Origin of the sequence: Allosphingosinicella deserti, assembly GCF_003012735.1 — a bacterium.
Taxonomy (GTDB): Bacteria; Pseudomonadota; Alphaproteobacteria; order Sphingomonadales; family Sphingomonadaceae; genus Allosphingosinicella; species Allosphingosinicella deserti.
Genome location: NZ_PXYI01000012.1, coordinates 61,676 through 79,168, shown reverse-complemented (window position 1 = coordinate 79,168; position 17,493 = coordinate 61,676). Strand labels below are relative to the sequence as shown.

The 17,493-nt window shown below is 67.0% G+C and carries 16 protein-coding genes; 6 read left to right on the top strand and 10 right to left on the bottom strand.

Annotation, left to right across the window (positions count from 1 at the left end):
• Positions 1 to 118: 118 nt before the first annotated feature.
• The 3 genes from trmB to lnt all read right to left on the bottom strand — a co-directional run bounded on the left by trmB (position 119) and on the right by lnt (position 3,785).
• On the bottom strand, positions 119 to 799 hold the full coding sequence (gene trmB / locus C7I55_RS25170; RefSeq protein ID WP_106515814.1) for a tRNA (guanosine(46)-N7)-methyltransferase TrmB: 681 nt from the start codon (positions 797 to 799) through the stop codon (positions 119 to 121).
• A 120-nt stretch (positions 800 to 919) separates the two neighbouring features.
• Positions 920 to 2,131, bottom strand: a complete 1,212-nt coding sequence (metK, locus tag C7I55_RS25165; RefSeq protein WP_106515813.1) for a methionine adenosyltransferase — start codon at positions 2,129 to 2,131, stop codon at positions 920 to 922.
• Positions 2,132 to 2,210: 79 nt separating this feature from the next.
• Positions 2,211 to 3,785, bottom strand: a complete 1,575-nt coding sequence (gene lnt, locus C7I55_RS25160; protein ID WP_106515812.1) for an apolipoprotein N-acyltransferase — start codon at positions 3,783 to 3,785, stop codon at positions 2,211 to 2,213.
• Positions 3,786 to 3,886: 101 nt separating this feature from the next.
• On the opposite strand from lnt, the gene C7I55_RS25155 reads away from it, so the two are divergent.
• On the top strand, positions 3,887 to 4,309 hold the full coding sequence (locus C7I55_RS25155; RefSeq protein ID WP_106515811.1) for a VOC family protein: 423 nt from the start codon (positions 3,887 to 3,889) through the stop codon (positions 4,307 to 4,309).
• Positions 4,310 to 4,423: 114 nt separating this feature from the next.
• On the opposite strand, the gene C7I55_RS25150 is transcribed toward C7I55_RS25155, so the two are convergent.
• From C7I55_RS25150 to C7I55_RS25120, 7 genes are all read right to left on the bottom strand, one after another.
• The gene (locus C7I55_RS25150) at positions 4,424 to 5,446 is read right to left on the bottom strand and encodes a UDP-glucuronic acid decarboxylase family protein (protein ID WP_106515810.1); all 1,023 of its coding nucleotides are present in this window, start codon (positions 5,444 to 5,446) and stop codon (positions 4,424 to 4,426) included.
• 113 nt (positions 5,447 to 5,559) lie between these two features.
• Positions 5,560 to 6,648 (bottom strand): CgeB family protein, encoded by a 1,089-nt coding sequence (locus C7I55_RS25145; protein ID WP_106515809.1) that lies wholly within the window; start codon positions 6,646 to 6,648, stop codon positions 5,560 to 5,562.
• Entirely contained in the window at positions 6,648 to 7,736 is a 1,089-nt protein-coding gene (locus tag C7I55_RS25140) for a CgeB family protein (RefSeq protein ID WP_106515808.1), read from the bottom strand. Before C7I55_RS25140 ends, C7I55_RS25145 begins: the two co-directional genes overlap by 1 nt.
• On the bottom strand, positions 7,733 to 8,854 hold the full coding sequence (locus C7I55_RS25135; protein WP_106515807.1) for a CgeB family protein: 1,122 nt from the start codon (positions 8,852 to 8,854) through the stop codon (positions 7,733 to 7,735). The genes C7I55_RS25140 and C7I55_RS25135 overlap by 4 nt, the downstream gene beginning before the upstream one ends.
• An 8-nt stretch (positions 8,855 to 8,862) precedes the next feature.
• Positions 8,863 to 10,017, bottom strand: coding sequence for a glycosyltransferase family 4 protein (locus tag C7I55_RS25130; RefSeq protein WP_233222406.1), 1,155 nt, complete (start codon positions 10,015 to 10,017; stop codon positions 8,863 to 8,865).
• The gene (locus tag C7I55_RS25125) at positions 10,014 to 11,123 is read right to left on the bottom strand and encodes an SDR family NAD(P)-dependent oxidoreductase (protein ID WP_106515805.1); all 1,110 of its coding nucleotides are present in this window, start codon (positions 11,121 to 11,123) and stop codon (positions 10,014 to 10,016) included. The genes C7I55_RS25130 and C7I55_RS25125 overlap by 4 nt, the downstream gene beginning before the upstream one ends.
• Positions 11,120 to 12,235: an NAD-dependent epimerase/dehydratase family protein gene (locus C7I55_RS25120; protein ID WP_106515804.1), complete on the bottom strand. Its 1,116-nt coding sequence runs from the start codon at positions 12,233 to 12,235 to the stop codon at positions 11,120 to 11,122. Before C7I55_RS25120 ends, C7I55_RS25125 begins: the two co-directional genes overlap by 4 nt.
• 313 nt (positions 12,236 to 12,548) lie before the next feature.
• Here C7I55_RS25120 and C7I55_RS25115 point away from each other — a divergent pair, with 313 nt between their 5' ends.
• The 5 genes from C7I55_RS25115 to rsgA all read left to right on the top strand — a co-directional run bounded on the left by C7I55_RS25115 (position 12,549) and on the right by rsgA (position 17,298).
• On the top strand, positions 12,549 to 13,148 hold the full coding sequence (locus C7I55_RS25115) for a histidine phosphatase family protein (RefSeq protein WP_106515885.1): 600 nt from the start codon (positions 12,549 to 12,551) through the stop codon (positions 13,146 to 13,148).
• On the top strand, positions 13,145 to 13,927 hold the full coding sequence (locus C7I55_RS25110; protein WP_106515803.1) for a TIGR04290 family methyltransferase: 783 nt from the start codon (positions 13,145 to 13,147) through the stop codon (positions 13,925 to 13,927). Before C7I55_RS25115 ends, C7I55_RS25110 begins: the two co-directional genes overlap by 4 nt.
• A 3-nt stretch (positions 13,928 to 13,930) precedes the next feature.
• A complete protein-coding gene (locus C7I55_RS25105) occupies positions 13,931 to 14,848 on the top strand; it encodes a beta-xylosidase (protein ID WP_233222405.1) in 918 nt (305 codons plus the stop codon).
• Positions 14,848 to 15,954, top strand: a complete 1,107-nt coding sequence (locus tag C7I55_RS25100; RefSeq protein ID WP_106515801.1) for an inositol-3-phosphate synthase — start codon at positions 14,848 to 14,850, stop codon at positions 15,952 to 15,954. The genes C7I55_RS25105 and C7I55_RS25100 overlap by 1 nt, the downstream gene beginning before the upstream one ends.
• A gap of 306 nt (positions 15,955 to 16,260) precedes the next feature.
• Complete coding sequence (gene rsgA / locus C7I55_RS25095; RefSeq protein WP_199193064.1) at positions 16,261 to 17,298, top strand: ribosome small subunit-dependent GTPase A; 1,038 nt, start codon at positions 16,261 to 16,263, stop codon at positions 17,296 to 17,298.
• Positions 17,299 to 17,493: the final 195 nt, after the last annotated feature.

Below are 17,493 nucleotides of genomic sequence, written 5' to 3'. Positions count from 1 at the left end.
CTCGACGGTATGCGCGCGATGGGAAGCCGAGACCGGCTCACCCGCGCCGAAGTGCGGCAGAGCGCCGCCCTGCTGGATCAGCAGCGAACCGCGATTCCGGTGCCGGTGCGCACGCGCGTCAGGCCCGCCGGTAGCGGAAATACCAGACTTCGTGGCCCTTGCGCCGCGCCTTGGCCTCGTAGCGAGTTTCCGGCCAGCCGCCGGGGCGGGTGAGAAAATCCTTGGCGCTCTCGGCCAGCCATTCGAAGTCGGTACGCTGGTTCATCACCATCATCGACCAGCGGCAATAGGTGGGATCGTCGGTGCCAAGCCGGAACTCGCCGCCAGGTTTCAACTTCGCGGCGATCAGATCGAGCGGCCCATGGTTGAGCATCCGCCGCTTGGCGTGGCGCGCCTTCGGCCAGGGATCGGGGTGGAGCAGATAGACGAAGCTCAGCGAGTGGTCGGGCAGCCGCTCCAGCACCGTCAGCGCGTCGCCCATGTGCAGCCGCACGTTGGTGAGGTGCTTGTCGCGAACATGGGTGAGCGCGCCGACCACGCCGTTGAGGAACGGCTCGGCGCCGATGAAGGCATGATCCGGGAGCAGATCGGCGCGGTAGGCCAGATGCTCGCCGGAGCCGAAGCCGATCTCGAAGTGCAGCGGCCGGTCCGACCCGAACAGGCCCTTGGAATCGAGCGGCCCGCTGTCGGGCACGCTGATTGCGGGCAGCAATTCCTCCAGGAGGGCGGCCTGCCCCTGGCGAAGCTTGTGGCCGGAGCGGCGCCCGTAGAGGCGGCGGATGGTGGTGGGATCGTTCACGCGCCGCCCATAACAAGCCCCTCCCCCGGAGGGGAGGGGCCAGAACCGGTTTTCACTGGATTATCAGAGGCGCGGTTCGTCCCCGGAACGAGTCGTCCAAGGCTGGCGCAATCGGGCTGATCAGGAAGCGAGCGCCGCCTTGAGCCGATCGGCGAGGTCCGTCTTCTCCCAAGGGAAGAAGTCGCCCTCGGGCTTGCGGCCGAAATGCCCGTATGCGGCAGTGCGGGCGTAGATCGGCTTGTTGAGGCCGAGATGGGTGCGGATGCCGCGCGGGGTGAGGCCGCCGAGGTCGGAGATGCTCATGATCGCCTTCTCGATTTCCGCGTCGCCGACCGTGCCGGTGCCGTGGGTGTCGACGTAGAGCGAGAGCGGCTCGGACACGCCGATCGCGTAAGCCAGCTGGATCGTGCAGCGGCGGGCGAGGCCGGCGGCGACGATGTTCTTGGCGAGGTAGCGCGAGATGTAGGCTGCCGACCGGTCGACCTTGGTCGGATCCTTGCCGGAGAAGGCGCCGCCGCCGTGCGGCGCGGCGCCGCCATAGGTGTCGACGATGATCTTGCGGCCGGTGAGGCCGGCGTCGCCGTCCGGGCCACCGATCTCGAAGCTGCCGGTCGGGTTGATGTGGTAGACGGTCTCGTCCGAGAGGAGCGCGGCCGGGAGGATGTCGGCGACGACCTTCTTCACATAGGCCTTGAGCTCGGCCTCGTTGTCGCCCTGGTCATAGCCCTTGCCATGCTGGGTCGAGACGACGATCGCGGTAGCGGCGACTGGCTCGCCATTTTCGAAGCGCAGGGTGACCTGGCTCTTCGCGTCGGGTTCCAGGAACGGCGCCGCGCCGGAGTGGCGGTCGGCGGCCATGCGCTCCAGGATCTTGTGGCTGTAATAGAGCGTCGCCGGCATCAGGTCCGGGGTCTCGTCGCAGGCGAAACCGAACATGATGCCCTGGTCGCCGGCGCCTTCGTCCTTGTTCCCGCTCGCATCCACGCCCTGCGCGATGTGCGCCGACTGGCCGTGCAGCTTGTTATGGAAGGTGAACTGCTCCCAGTGGAAGCCGTCCTGCTCGTAGCCGATGCGCTTCACCGTCTCGCGGACGGCGCGCTCGATCTCGTCCTCGGCGCCGTCGACCCAGGCATCATTCTCGTAGACGCCCTTGCAACGGATTTCGCCGGCCAGGACGACGAGCTGGGTGGTGGTCAGAGTCTCGCAAGCGATGCGCGCTTCCGGATCCTTCGACAGGAAGAGATCGACGATCGCGTCCGAAATCTGGTCGGCGACTTTGTCCGGATGGCCTTCGGACACCGACTCGGACGTGAAGAGATAGTTGCTGCGCATGGGAGAGAACCGGCCTTCCTCGTGTGAGCTGATCGGGGTGGAGATGCGGATATAAAGATATCCTTATATGCGGCCGCTCCTAGCGCGTCTCCGGCCGGTTCGCAATGGCCCCTGCTCGTCGCCCGATCACGATCGCAAGCCCGGCGAGCAGGAGCGCAAAGGCGAGCGGCAGCACGTTGCCGAAGTGCGCGAACAGGGTCGGCGGCTTGGGCAGGGGCAGGCGCGTGTCGATCACGCCCCGCTCCCGCCACGGCAGGCTGGCGAGCAGGCTTCCCTCTGCATCGATCACCGCACTGATCCCGGTGGGAGTGGACCGGAGCACCGGCAGGCCTTCCTCGAGCGCGCGGAGACGTGCCTGGGCGAGGTGCTGCGGCGGGCCCCAGGCGCCGAACCAGGCATCGTTCGACGGATTGAACAGGAAGGCCGGACGATTCCGCCGGTCGACGACTTCGCCCGAAAAGATGATCTCGTAGCAGAGCTGGAACCCCGCCTTGCCGACCAGCGGCAGATCGAGCGTCTGCGCGCCCGGGCCGGCGTCGAAATCGACGTCGCCCGGCGCCAGCCGCGACAGCCCGATCGCCGAAAGGATCGGCCGCATCGGCAGATATTCGCCATAGGGAACGAGATGCGCCTTGTCGTAGCGCGCGAGAATGCGGCCTCCCGCGCCGATCGCGAACACGCTGTTGGTGGCGCTGGTCAGGTCTTTACCCGTCGCCGAACGCCAGGTGATGCCGCCGGACAGCAACAGGTCGCCGGGCCGCAGGAGCGCACCGACCTCGCGGCGGAGCAAGGCCGCGTCGCGCTGCAGCGGCAGATAATCGAGCTCGGTCTGCAGCGGCTCGGTGATCGCGGCCTCGGGCCACAGCAGCAGTCGCGGCTCGGCCGGCGGCGGCCCGGCGGAGAGCGTCTCGAGGCGTGCCATGTTCACCGCCTCGAACCCCTCCCGCCACTTCTCCTGCTGGCCGATATTGGGCTGCACGATGCGCAGGGCGACCCGGGCGGCGCCTTCGGCCGGACGGCTGGTCAACGCCGCGCCGCCAACCGCCGCCGCAAGCGCGGCAGCGAGGCCCGCGGCCGGCCGCCATTGGCGGTGCCAGAGGATCAGCAGCATTCCGGCGCAGAGAATGGTGATGCCGGAAAGTCCGTAGGTCCCGATCCACATTGCGGTCCACGACACCGGGGTTGGCAGCAGCGCCACGCCGAGCGGGTTCCAGGCGAACCCAGTGAACAAAGTCGCGCGCAGCCATTCGGTGACGATCCACGCCGCCGCGAACATCAGCACCAGGCGCAGGGCGTCGGTCCCGCCGGTTGTCCCGGCCGACGACCGCGCCGTGCCCCAGCGCCACGCGAGACCTGTCGCCACGGCCGGATAGACGGCGAGATAGAGCGACAGCAACACGACCGCGATCCAGCCGAGCCAGGCCGGCATCGCCGCCTGGAAGGTGAAGGCGGTGGCGATCCAGTTGAGCCCGAGGGTGAAATGGCCGACTCCGAACCACCAGCCGCGGGCGAGCGCGCTGCGCAGGCGAGGAGCATCGGCGACCAGCCACAGCAAAAGCGCCATGGCGAGCAGGGTCAGCGGCCAGGCTTTCAGTGGGGCATAGCCGCAGGCGGCGATCAGGCCGGCGGCGAGGGCGAGGAAATTCTTCTTCATGCGGCGAAGGTCGGACGGGCCATGGTTCCTCCATGCCGAAGAAGCGTGGCCGAGAAAAGCCGAGCCTTGGTGGCGGCCGCCACCGGCGCTAGACAGGAGGGATGCCGACGCTTCCGCCCTTCCATCTCGCATTCCCCGTCCAAGATCTCGACGCGGCGCGCGCCTTCTACGGCGGCCTGCTCGGCTGCCCCGAGGGCCGAAGCGCGGCAGAATGGATCGATTTCGACTTCTTCGGTCATCAGATCGTCGCCCATCTCTCGCCGGATGCGGCCCCACGCGTGCGCCACAATCCGGTCGACGACCACGACGTGCCGGTGCCGCATTTCGGCGCGGTGCTGACCATGGACGCGTGGCAGGCGCTCGCGGATCGGCTTAGTGCCGCAGGAACCGAATTCGTGATTGCGCCGGCCGTGCGCTTTCGCGGCCAGCCCGGCGAGCAGGCGACGATGTTCTTCCTCGATCCGTCGGGCAATGCGATCGAGATCAAGGCGATGGCCAATCCGGACAATCTGTTCGCGAAATGAGCGATTTGCAGTCAGACGGAATCGTCTGACGACTCCAAAATCGCGGCACTCCAAGGATCTAGGAAGCCCCTCCCGCACGCCGCGCGGGAAGGGCTCGCGGCCGGGTGATCGTTTCTACTCGGCGGCGACGCCGACGAAGATGTCGTTGGTGGCAAGGCGGCCCGCGGCCTTGGTCTCCTGCTGTTCTTCGGCGAACCATGCGGCGGTAGCTTCCAGCCCCTGCTGAAGCGGCACTTTGGGCTCCCAGCCGAGCCGTGCCTTGGCACGCTCGATATTCGGCTTGCGGCGGCGCGGATCGTCGACCGGCAGCGGCATGTTGACGACCTTGGCCTTGGACCCGGTCAGCGCCAGCACGCGCTCGACGAGGTCCGACACGGTGAGCTCGACCGGGTTGCCGATATTCACCGGCTCGTCGGTGACGTCGCTGTCCATCAGCCGCATCAGCCCATCGACCAGATCCGAGACGTAGCAGAAGCTGCGGGTCTGCGTTCCATCGCCGTAGATGGTGATGTTCTCCCCCGACAGCGCCTGGCAGATCACGTTCGAGACGACCCGGCCGTCATCCGGCCGCATGCGCGGGCCGTAGGTGTTGAAGATGCGCGCGACCCGCACGTCGGCACGGCCGAGCCTTTGATAGTCGAAGGTCAGCGTCTCGGCGGCGCGCTTGCCCTCGTCGTAGCAGGCGCGCGGTCCGGTGCAGCTCACCCAGCCGCGATAGCCTTCCGGCTGCGGGTGGACTTCGGGATCGCCATAGACCTCGCTGGTCGAGGTCAGCAGGAAGCGGGCGTCCTTGTCTTCGGCGAGTCGCAGCAGGTTGCGGGTGCCGAGCACGTTGGTAAGCATCGTATGCTCGGGATCGGCCTGGTAATGCGGCGGCGAGGCGGCGCAGGCGAGATTGTAGATGTGGGTGAAGGCAGTGCGCTTCACCGATGCCGGCAAATCGTCGATCACATCGCCTTGAATGAAGTCGAAGCGGGCCTCGCGCTCGAGATGGCGCAGATTTTTCGACCGGCCGGTCAGCAGACTGTCCAGGCAGACGACCGTCGCGCCCTCGGCAAGCAGCGAATCGATGAGGTGGGAGCCAATGAAGCCCGCGCCGCCCGTCACCAATGCCGTCTTGTTCTTTCCATTTTTCACGCGCCGCTCCCTTGCTTCGTCAGCTTATCATGATCTTCAACGTCGACAACTACTTAGCTAAACACCGAAGATCGCACTTGGTTCACCTCTGCAACGATCCCCATTTTTCGCGATCATTCCGCGTTCACAAGCTGCGGCCGCGCCGCGGCCAGCGCTTCTTCGAGAGAGGCTTCGAGCTCCGCGGCACGGTCGGCCGCGGTGTGGCCGTGCAGCACCCGGGCGCGGGCCGCATTGCCCATTGCCGAGGCCTGCGCCGCATCCGTGTCCGACAGCAATCGGACGACATCGTCACTGGTGTCGGCGAGCACGATCTCGCGCCCGGGGGCGAACAGGCTGTCCAGCCCTTCCCAGCGATCGGACACGATCGGTACCGCCGACGCGGCCGCCTCGAACAGCCGCACCGACGGCGACCAGCCGGCCGAGATCATGTCGGCGCGGGTGACGTTCAGCGTGTACAGCGACGCGGAATAGAAGCCGGGATGCTCGGCCGGCGGGAGATGCTCGATCCGTTCGACATTCGCCGGCCAGTCGATGCCGTCGGGATATTGCGGCCCCGCGACGACGAAGCGGCGGTCGGGCATTGCCCGCGCCGGCTCGATCAGCAGCCGCTCCAGGGTCGGCTGCCGATCCGGGCTGTAGGTACCCAGATAGGAAAGATCCCATGTCTTGGGCACGTCGAGCGGCGGATAGGCCTCGGGATCGACCGAGCAATAGAGCGCCCGCGCCGCCGGTGAGCCGAATTCCCGCTCGATGTGGCGCAGGGTCGGTCCGCCGGTGAACGACAGGTAGACGTCATAGCCGGGGATGATCTCGGGCGAGAGATATTCGAAATCGCCGCGCGCGAGCTTGGCCAGGGTCACCGGCGTGTCGATGTCGTAGAATGCGGTGACGCCGCGGGCATTCTCCTGGACGAAGCGGCCGACCGCGACACCGTCGGGCACATAGGATCCGACGATCACCGCGTCCGCCTCGGCGATCACCTCGCGCCACTCCTCGAGCCCGGCAAGGTTCGCATAATAACGCAGCACGCAATAATCGGGATCGGTGACGTCGCGGTTGGCGGCGTACCAGGGCACGTCCCGTTCCAGGAACAATATGTCGTGGCCGCGCGCGGCGAACGCCTTCAGCAAGGCGCGGAAGGTGGTGGCGTGGCCGTTGCCCCAGCTCGACGACAGGCTCAGCCCAAGGACGACGAGGCGCATCAGGCGGCGCTCCGTTCCGGCTGCAGGAGGCTCTTCCACAAGGCGTCGACCTGCTCGCCGCGATGCGTGTAGGTGTGCTCGGCTAGAACCCGGCGCAACGCGGCCGCGCCGATCGCCTTCGCCCGTTCTGGGGTCAGCGCCGCGACATGGTCGGCGACGTCCTGGCCGTCGCGGGCGACCAGCACTTCGCTGTCGGGCTCGAGGAATTGCTCGATTCCTTCCCACGCGTCGGTGATCAGGCAGGCGGCGGCGCCGGCGGCCTCGAACACCCGCGTCGCGGGGGAGAATCCGACATCGGCCATACTGTCACGGGCGACGTTGAGCACCGCCAGCGGGGTGCAGTTGAAGGCATTGTGCTGGTGGGTGTAGACGTGGCCGAGATGGCGGACATTGGCCGGCATCGGCTTCGAATCCCAGCCATTGCCGCCGATCAGAAAGCTTCGCTCGGGAAGCGCGGCGGCGGCACGCAGGAAGAATTCCTCGACCCGCGCCTCGCGGTCCGGAAGGCGGTTGCCGAGAAAGGCGAGATCGGACGCGAACGCCGGATCGGCGTCGGCCGGATGGTGGGTGGTCGGATCGAGCGCATTGTAGATCGGCACGCAGCGGCGTGCGCCGAAGCCTTCATAAGCGGAAATCACCGGCGGGCCGCCGCCATAGGTCAGCACCATGTCGAGATCGTCCAGCGTGCGGCGCACGACGTGGCTCTCGTCGGCGCGCATCTCGTCGAGCGTCGCGGCGGCGTCGACGTCCCAGAAGATCCGCAGCGCATCGTCGCGGCTGTGGGTGACGATGCCCTCCAGAAGCTCGGTGTCGAACACGCCGACTCCGTTCGCCTTGACGACGATATCGGCGGCCTTCGCCTCCTGCAGGACGGAGCGCAGCCCCTCCTCATTGGCTTCGTAGACGACCGAGCGCGCCCATTCCGGCGGATCGATGTCGCGATGCTTCTGGCGGTCGAATGCATCCGGTTCGTAGAAGGTGATCTGGTAGCCGCGGCCCGCAAGGTCGCGCAGCAGCCCGCGATAATAAGTCGCGGCGCCGTTCCAGTAGGAGGAGAGCAGGCTCGAGCCGTAAAAGGCGATCTTCATGCGGTCAGACTCATGGCAGCGGGCGCGGCGGAGCGCGCGAGGGTGTCGAGGATGGCGAGGAGCTCGTCGGCGCGGTGGCCGCAGGTGTGGCGCGCGCGGATCGTCTCCAGCCCGCTTCCGATTAAAGCGGCGCGCAGGGCGGAATCCTCGCGAACGTCGCGGAGCAGGCGGGTCATCTCCTGGCCGGAGCGCGCGTAGAGGAAATCCTTGCCCGGCCGGAACAATTGCTCGCTGTCCTCCCAGGGTGCCGAAAGCAACGGGATGCCGCAGGCCAGGGCCTCGAACACGCGGATGGTCGGGATGCCCGGCAGGATGGTCGAATAGAATCGCCGCGGCACATGGACGGTGGCGAGATGACGGGCGAAGACCTCCGGCGCCCGGGCATTGGGCAGCCAGCCGCGATAGGCAACGCCGTAGCGTTCGAGCAGCGACAATGCGTCCGCCGGATAGCGAACGCCGTAAATGTCCAGCGGAAGCCCGGCCGTGCGCGCCGGCGCCAGCAGGAAATCCTCGATCTCCCGGGTGCGCTCTCCGTCGCCCCAATTTCCGATCCAGACCAGGCCGGAGCGCTCGCTTTCGCTCTCCGGCGGGTGGAAGAGGCGGATGTCGGCGGCCTCGTGCCAGACGAAGACGCGGCCTTCCCAGCCCCAGCGCCGATAGACTTCGGCCAGGGTTTCGCCGAACGCGAGCACGCCGTCATAGCCCGAAAGATCGAACGCCCGGATCGCCTCCGGATCGGAGACGGCGCGGTGATGGGTGTCGTGGAACAGCAAGGTGAACCGCCCGCCGGCCGCACGCAGCCGGCCGATCTCGGCGACGAGCGCCGGCTCGTTCCATTCGTGGACGATGACCAGATCGGCGCCGTCGGTCAGCGCCGCCAGATCGGTGCCCGCCGCGAAGCTTTGCGACCCCAGCTCCGGGTAGAGGCTGCGATAGGCGGCAAGCCCGTCCTCGCCGTGATCGGCGAGCAGGTTCTGCAGGCTCCAGGCGCCTTCCGGCTCGTAGGCGGTGACGTCATGGCCGCGCTCGATCAGCTCGCGCAGCACGCCGCGCAAAAAGTGGGCGTTGCCGTGATTCCAGCACGAGGCGAGCGAATGGGTGAAGTAGACGATCTTCATGGCCTGCCTCACGCCGCCGCCCGGGCCGAGGCGAGCACTGGCCGTTGGATCGCCGGAAGCAGCCCGCGATAGAGGCTCGCCATCTGCGCCGCCATCGCATCGGCGGTGAACCGCGCCGCGCGTTCGCGCGCCGCCCGGCCCATCATCGTCCGCTCGAATTCGTCGCCGACCAGGTCGGCGATCGCGCGGGTGAAGCCGGCTTCGTCGCGCGCCGGCACGAAGATGGCGACCTCGCTCCACAATTCGCGGAAGGTCGGGATGTCGGACAGGATCAGCGCGCAGCCGGCCGCCGCCGCTTCGAGCACGGACAGGCCGAATGGTTCGTAGAGGGCCGAGGAAACGAACACCGGCCGCGCCGACAGCCAGCGGGCGATCTCGGCTTCGGAAAGGGTGCCGAGGCAGTGGAGATTGTCGAACATCACTTCGGCGCCGTTCGGACCCTTGAGCGGCCCGGCGGCATGGACCGGCACGCCGAGGCCCTTGGCGGCGCCGTCGATCGTGCGGACGTTCTTGCCTTCGTCCCACAGCCGTCCGGCGGTGAACACGAAATCATGGGCGGCACCGTCGGAAACGGGCAGCGGGGTGCGGCCGTTGTGTACGGTCCGCGGTGCCTGCGGCAGGTCGTAGAGCCGGCGGGTCGCCTCGCCGAAGGCGGCGGTGGGCGTGACCACGACGTCGGCGGCGCGAAGGCCGGCGCCGACCAGCTTGGTCCGCCAGGCAAAATCCTGGGGAAGTTCGCTGCCCTGGACCGCGTCCCACCAGCTGGCGACGCAGCTGTGCTGGACGGCGACGACCGGCGCGCCGAACTTGGTCTGCGCGGCGAGCGCCGGGGTGTTGAGCTGGATGATGTCGGCTTTGTGTTCGGCGCCGATCTCGCGGATCGCGTCTCCGGCCTTGCGCACGGCCGCGCTGTCGGAGGCGAGCCAGTCGAGCGTCAGGCCGGTGTCGATGACGGTAACGCCCGGAATCGCCGAGGCTGCCGCGATCTGGGCTTCGGACGGGGAGGGCCCCATCGCCGCAAGGATGGTCTCGATGCCGAGGCGCGTCAGGCCGGCGGCGAGCTCGTTGCTATACTGCCAGACGCCGCCGACCGCGTCGGCAGTGATCAGCACCCGCGGGCTGCGGCCCGGCACCCCCGCTGCGATCGTCGAGGCGCGGCTCACGACACGGCCCCGGCGGGGACGATTCCCGTCGCGGCTTTGAGGAATTCCGGAGTAGGTGCCCGGCTTTCGCGCAGCCATTCGGCAAGCAGGGCGACGCCCTGCTTCCACGGCACCGCCGGCGCGAGATCGAGCGCGGCGCGGATCGCCCGCGTGTCGGCGACGAAATAGCGCTGGTCGCCGGCCCGCCAGTCCGAATAGTCGACGGCCACTTCGCGCCCGATCAGGCTCGAGATATGGGCAAGCAGCTCGCGCAGCGACACCGCATTTTCGGGCCCGCCACCGAGATTGAACGCGCGGCCCTTGATCGCGTCGATCCGCTCCCAGGCCTTGAGATAGGCGTCGACCGCGTTCGAGACGTCGAGGATGTCGCGCACCTGACAGCCGTCGCCGTAGAGCGTGATCGGCTTGCCCTCGAGCGCGCGGATCAGGAAGTGGGCGACCCAGCCCTGGTCCTCGGTGCCCATCTGGCGCATTCCGTAGATGCAGCTCATCCGCACGACCGCGGTGCGCATGTCGAAGCTGCGCGCATAATCGAGCACATATTGGTCGGCCGCGCCCTTGGAGCAGCCGTAGGGCGTGTGGAAATCGAGCGGCCTCGTCTCGCCGATCCCGGCCTCTGCGACCGCCGCGTCCGACGGAACGTAGCGCGACCCTTCGAGGCGGAAATCGATGTCGCCGAGATCGCCATAGACCTTGTTGGTCGAGGCGAAGATCACCGGCGTGCCGTCATTCTTCAGCCGCACCGCGTCGAGCAGGTTGAGCGTGCCGCGGATGTTGATCTCGAAATCCTCGCGCGGATCGACCATGCTTGTCGTCACCGCGACCTGGGCCGCCATGTGGAACACCGCCTTCGAGTCGCGCGCCGCGCGGGCGAGCGAATCCTCGTCGCGGATGTCGGCGATCACCGACTGCACCTGCTCGCCGTGCCGCTCCTTCAGCCAGGCGAGATTGCGCTCGACGCCCGGCCGCGACAGCGCATCATAGACCAGCACGTCATGACCGAGCTCGGCCAGGCGGTTGGCGATGTTGCAGCCGATGAAGCCGGCGCCGCCGGTCACCAAAACGGGACGGCCGTCGGCGCGAACCGCGGGATCCTCGCGGCTCATGCGACCAGCCCCCGCGCCTCGAGCTCCGCCCGGGCCTGATCGACGCGGTCGTCGGCGGTCTGCACCGCAACCCATTCGGCCAGTTCGGCGAGGCCCTCCTGGAAGTCCTTGCGGGCGCGGAAGCCGAGGATGTCGGCGCTCTTCGAGCCGTCGCAGAAGCAGTGGCGGATGTCGCCGATTCGCGATTTGCCGACGATCTGCGGCGCAATGTCGTTCTTGCCCATCGCCCGGGCGAGCTCCTGGGCGACTTCGGTGACCGAGCGGTCGTGGCCGGAACCGACGTTGAAGGTCTGGCCGACGGCCTGCGGCAGCTCGAGTGAATCGGCGAAGGCGCGGGCGACGTCGCCGACATAGACGAAGTCGCGGCGCTGCTCGCCATCCTCGAAGATCATCGGCTGCTGGCCGTTGAGCAGGCGGGACGCGAAGATCGCGAGCACGCCCGTATAGGGATTGGAGAGGGCCTGGCCGGGACCGTAGACGTTGAACAGGCGAAGGCAGACGCCTTCCATGCCATAGGCTTCCGACATGATCAGGGTCGTGCGCTCCTGAACATATTTGTTGAGCGCGTAGATCGAGGCGAGATCGGGCCGCTTCCATTCCGGAGTTGCGATCGGCTTCAGCGCCCGCCCTTGTTCGTCGACCGGATCCCAGCTCTGCTCGTCGCTGGTGCGCGGCTGGCGCTTCGCTTCCTGAACGGTGGTTCCGTCCGCGTCGACATAGAGTCCTTCGCCGTAGATGCTCATCGACGAGGCGGTGACGACCCGGCGGACCGGATTGTCGATCAGCTTCTCGAACAGCACCGCGGTGCCGACGTCGTTGACCGAGGTATAGCGCTCGACGGCGTACATCGACTGGCCGACGCCGACTTCGGCGGCGAGGTGGACGACGCTGTCGATCCCCTTCAGCGCCTTGGTGACCGCATCGCCGTTGCGCACATCGGCGCGGATCAGCTCGACGTCCGCGGACAGGTCTTCCGGCCGCTCGCGGTCGCCGTGGACCTGTTCGATCAGGCTGTCGAGGATCCGCACCTCGTGCCCGCGCTGCTGGAGTTCCTTGGTAACGGCGCGCCCGATAAACCCGGCGCCGCCGGTGATCAGAATATGTTCCGGCAAATGCGACCCCCGTAGCTGAGAAGGGAACAAAGCTCGCGGCCGCGAGCGCCCCTGTTGGTGATGCTTCTTCTTCTTCCTCCCCAGAACACCAGCAACCAAGCTTTGTTCCGTGTCCGCAAAGAGCGTGCTTCTTCCCCGAGTCCGGGTCTTTACGCTCCGCAGCGCAGCGGCTCAGGTAAGTTGATCTGGATCAATTGTTGGTTCGGCTGCGGCGTGTCATGGCGGAGGTTTGGCGGTGCCGCGTGGAACCGCTGCCACATCGGGCGGTTGGGGCGCGAATGCGAGATTGTTTCATGTCGGTATCGATCCCCGCGTGACGGCGACGATCCTCCTCATCCGCCATGCCGCGCATGTCGAACTCGGCAACACGCTCACCGGCCGCCGCCGCGACGTCGCGCTCAGCCGCGACGGGCTCGAGCAGGCGCGGATCGTCGGCGATCTCCTCGGAGTCGAGGCGATCGACGCCGTCTACGCCTCGCCGCGCGAGCGCGCTTATTATACCGCGCGCGAGATCGCCGAGCCGCACGAACTGAAGGTCGGCGTGGTCGACGATCTGGACGAGATCGATTTCGGCGACTGGACCGGGCTCGGCTTCAGCGCGCTCGAAGGCGATCCGGTGTGGACCGAGTGGAACGAATCCCGCTCCACCGCCCGGCCGCCCAACGGCGAAAGCATGGGCGAAGCGGTCGAACGGACCACCCGGGCGCTCGCCGCGCTCGCCGCCGACCATCCCGGCGGAACCATCGCCTGCGTCAGCCACTGCGACATCATCCGCGGTGCGATCGCGCATTATCTCGGGCTGTCGCTCGACAACATGCTGCGTTTCGACATCGACACCGCTTCGGTTTCCCGCCTTGCCCTGGGCGATTGGGGCGCCCGCATCATGACCGTGAACGAAAGGCTCTATCAATGAACCTGGCCGCAAGAAGCATCGCTCGCAACGAGAGTGACCTCCGGGCGCGCATCGACGCGCTCGGGCCCTGGTTCCACAATATCGATCTGGGCGGCGTCTGGACCGCACCCGATCATTTCCTCGGCGATTATCCCGGGGACAAGTTCAGGCGCTTCGCGGCCAGCCTGCCGGAAGATCTCACCGGCAAGACCGTTTTGGATATCGGCTGCAATGCGGGCTTCTATTCGATGGAGATGAAGCGCCGCGGTGCCGAGCGGGTGATCGGGATCGACAGCGACGATCGCTATCTCGAACAGGCGCGCTTTGCCGCCGCCACCCTCGGCTATGACGCGATCGAGTTCCGCAATCTGTCCGTCTACGACGTCGCTGCGCTCGGCGAGAAGTTCGACGTCGTGATCTTCATGGGCGTGCTCTACCATCTGCGCCACCCGTTGCTCGCACTCGATCTCATCCACGAACATGTCGCCGGCGACATGATGATCTTCCAGTCGCTGCAGCGCGGCTCCAGCAACGTTACCGCGCTGGAGGCGGATTATCCGTTCGAGGAAACCGACATTTTCCACGAGAGCGGCTATCCGAAGCTCCACTTCGTCGAGCGCGAATATGCGCATGACTGGACCAATTGGTGGGTGCCGAACCGCGCCTGCGCCGAGGCGATGCTGCGCTCGGCGGGGTTCGCGATCGAGACTCGCGCCGAGGACGAGGTCTACATTTGCCGCCGGAGCGAAATGCCTTATGCAGCGTACGGCCCGGGGGCGGTCTATCCAATGAAAGGGTGAATTTTGTCCATCGAAGCGGCAATGATCTGGAACGAGCCCAATAACAAATCGCATTGGGATCCGGAGATTGACCCTGATTGGAGCATGTTCGGAACGACGGTGATCGAGGCCGCCAAGGCGATCCACGCGGTCAATCCGGCGGTGAAGCGGGTGTTGGGCGGCATTTCGCCGATCGATCCCTTCTTCATCGAGAAGCTCAAGGGCTTTGGAGTTCTCGACCATCTCGACGTGATCGCCGTTCACGGCTTTCCGCTCGACTGGAATCTGTGGCCGATCAACGATTGGCCGCAGAAGATCGCCGAGATCGAGGCGGTTGCGCCCAATCACGAAATCTGGGCCACCGAAGTCGGCGTCGGCAGCTTCGGCGCCGAGGAAGTGCAGGTGTTCGGAGTCGATCGCACCGCCGAGCTGCTGGTCGGCCGGGTGCCGCGCATCTTCTGGTATTCGCTCTATGATCTTCCGCAGGCCTGGGGTGCGACCACGCGCCACAAGGAAGCCGAAGGATCGAGCTATTATCGCCATTTCTACATGGGCTTGATCCGCGAAGACGGCACTCCGAAGCTTGCACTCGACCACTTTCAGGCGCACACCCCCGCGATGGGCATCATGCAGTGGTTCCACTTCGAGGATCCGCGGCTGGACGACGCGGTCGCCTGGCTGAAACGGCTTGGTGTCACGCATTTGCGAACCGGCCTCAGCTGGGCGGACAGCTACCGCCCGGGCTGGGAGGCCTGGTTCGACCGGCAGATGGAGGCGCTCGAGGAGTTCGAGACCACCGTCACCTTCTGCTTCACCCCTGAATCCGAGGGCATCCAGCCCCATCACACCAGCCCACCGAAGGATCCGATGTATTTCGCTGATTTCTGCGCCCGCATGATCGAGCGCTACGCCCCTGCCCAGCAGCGCAAGGCGGTCGCCTGATGAGCCTCCACGATCCCAAGGCGATCAATGTCGCCATCATCGGCGTCGGCAACTGCGCCAGCTCGCTCGTCCAGGGCATCGCCCATTATCAGAATGGCGGCGCCAACGAGCAGATCGGTCTCATGCATTGGGACCTCGGCGGCTATCGCCCCAAGGACATCAAGGTCGTCGCCGCCTGGGACATCGATCGCCGCAAGGTCGGCCGAGACGTCGCGGAGGCGATCTTCGAGAAGCCGAACTGCACCGCCATATTCTGCGATCACGTGCCCGCCTCGGGCACGATCGTCGAGATGGGCCGCATCCTCGACGGCTTCTCCGAGCATATGGCCGATGCGCCGGACGATCGCACCTTCCTGGTCGCCGACGCCGGCGAGCCGGACAAGGATGCCATCGTTCGCCGTCTCAAGGAAACCGGCACCGACGTGCTGATGAACTATCTGCCGGTGGGCAGCCAGACTGCGACCGAATTCTACGCCGAATGCGCGCTCGAAGCCGGCGTCGCCTTCGTCAACAACATTCCGGTGTTCATCGCGTCGAACGAGGGCTGGGCCAAGCGGTTCGAGGATGCCGGCGTGCCGATCATCGGCGACGACATCAAGGCGCAGCTCGGCGCGACCATCGTTCACCGCGTGCTCACCGATCTGTTCCACAAGCGCGGGGTCAAGCTCGATCGCACCTATCAGCTCAACACCGGCGGCAATACCGACTTCCTCAACATGTCGAACCGCAAGCGGCTCGCGTCCAAGAAGGTGTCGAAGACGGAGGCGGTGCAGTCCGTCGCCGAGCACCGGCTCGACGACGAGAACATCCATGTCGGCCCCAGCGATTACGTCGCCTGGCAGAACGACAACAAGGTGTGCTTCCTGCGGATGGAAGGCCAGCTGTTCGGCGGCGTGCCGATGAACATCGAGCTGCGCCTCTCGGTCGAGGACAGCCCCAATTCGGCCGGCGTCGCGATCGACATGATCCGCTGCGCCAAGATCGCCAAGGACCGCGGCGTCGCCGGCCCGATCCACCCGGCTGCCGCATATTTCTGCAAGCACCCGCCGGTCCAGACCACCGACGATGAAGCCTACGTGGCGCTCGAAGCCTTCATCAAAGGCTGACCTTCCGACAATCCTCCCCGAGCTTGCTCGGGGAGGGGGTACCATGCGCAGCATGGTGGAGGGGCTGGGCGGCGCCCTGCTCCGCCTGCGCTTGAACGCTCGCCACCGCGCCACACCAGCGCCAGCGCGCTCCAGCCTCGCCATCCCCGTCCGGGTTGAGCCTGTCGAAGCCCACTCCTGACCTTCTTCGGGCGCAGCGCGCGGACGCTGGCGGCGCCAGCCGGTTCATGCCAGCAGGGCACCGGAACCGCGTTCGGGAGTCTCTCCCGTTGCACGAGGACGAGACGGAATTCCTGCTGAAAGCCGATGGAAGCACCGAACCCAAGCCTTCTCCAGCTCGGCTGGACTTCGTTCTTCGGTCGGCAGGTCTCTGCCGCGGAGGATCGCGCCTGCGAGCCGGTGCGCGTGATCTCCGTCCATCGCGGAATGGTGACCGTGCTCGGCGAAGCGGTGCAGGAAGAGTCGATCTCGTCGAGCCTGCCGGTGCCCGGTGGCCCGGAAGACCGGCCGACGGTGGGCGACTGGCTGCTGATCGACCGGCAGAGCCGGGCCCTCGTCCGCCTTCTTGCTCGCACCAGCCTGTTCAAGCGGCCTGCCCCCGGGGATGACCGCCGGGTTCAGCTGATCGCCGCCAATGTCGACACGTTGTTCGTCGTCACGTCCTGCAACCAGGATTTCAACGTCGCCCGCATCGAACGCTACCTCGTCGTCGCGCGTGAAGCCGGCGTGCACCCCGTAATCGTGCTCACCAAGGCCGATCTTGCGCCGGATCCGCAGCCTTTTCTCGATACCGCGCGCGCGCTCCAGCCCGGGCTGGACGTCGTCCTGATCAACGGGCGCGATCCGGAAAGTGCCGCGCCCCTGTCCGTCTACTGCGGCCTCGGCAAGACCGTCGCGCTGGTCGGATCCTCGGGCGTCGGCAAGTCGACCCTGGTCAACACGTTGCGGGGCTCCGACGGCATCGAGACCCAGCCTGTTCGCCAAGACGACGGCAAGGGCCTGCACACCACCACCGTCCGCGAAATGCACCGCCTCGGCTTCGGTGCGGAGGGCGGCGGCTGGCTCGTCGACACGCCGGGGATGCGCGAGTTCGGCATGGCCGAAGTGGCGGCCGGCGTTGCCGAGCTGTTCGACGACATCGTGTCGATCACGCGCGAATGCCGGTTCACCAATTGCACCCATGGCGACGAGCCCGGCTGCGCCCTCCGCGAAGCCCTCGCGCAAGGCACGCTCGAAGCGGCCCGCGTCGACCGGTGGCGCAAGCTGGCCGACGAGGACGCGCTGAACACGGCCAGCGCCGCCACCCGGCGGGCGCGCTCCGGGAGGCGCGGCAAGCGGAAGTGAGTCGACCTCCGTGGCGGGGTTTCGACCCGTCCGGGCGGTTCGGATCGTGTCGGCCGCCACCGCGGCGGATCGGTTGGCGGGCTCCGTCGGCGTGCGATAGGCCGTCGTCGTGCTCCGGCGCGGGCTGACCGAGTCACGGCCTCGCCCCGTCGCGCTGCCCCTGCTGCCGTTCGTCGAGGCATCGCTGACCTTGGT